Source organism: Aeromonas enterica, from assembly GCF_054052465.1.
This window is the reverse complement of record NZ_JBSTYL010000070.1, coordinates 1-369: the sequence shown is the minus strand read 5'-3', so window position 1 is coordinate 369 and position 369 is coordinate 1. Positions and strand designations below refer to the sequence as shown.

Below are 369 nucleotides of genomic sequence, written 5' to 3'. Positions count from 1 at the left end.
TGGTAGATGACGAAGAGCTGCTCGAACTGGTCGAGATGGAAGTTCGTGAACTGCTGACCGAATATGACTTCCCGGGTGATGACCTGCCGGTAGTTCGTGGTTCCGCGCTGAAAGCGCTGGAAGGCGACGCTGCATGGGAAGAGAAGATCATCGAGCTGGCCAACCACCTGGATACCTATATCCCGGAGCCGGAGCGCGCAATTGACCTGCCGTTCCTGATGCCTATCGAAGACGTATTCTCCATCGCTGGCCGTGGTACCGTAGTAACCGGTCGTGTAGAGCGCGGTATCGTTAAAGTCGGTGAGACCGTAGAAATCGTCGGTATCAAAGACACCGTTTCTACCACCTGTACCGGTGTTGAAATGTTCC

Annotated in this window: 1 protein-coding gene; it reads left to right on the top strand. The window is 54.7% G+C overall.

The genetic code is table 11. The annotated features are described in order from the left end of the window. The coding region (locus ACW5XD_RS23940) for an EF-Tu/IF-2/RF-3 family GTPase (RefSeq protein ID WP_456497024.1) at positions 1 to 369 on the top strand (369 nt) is incomplete at both ends.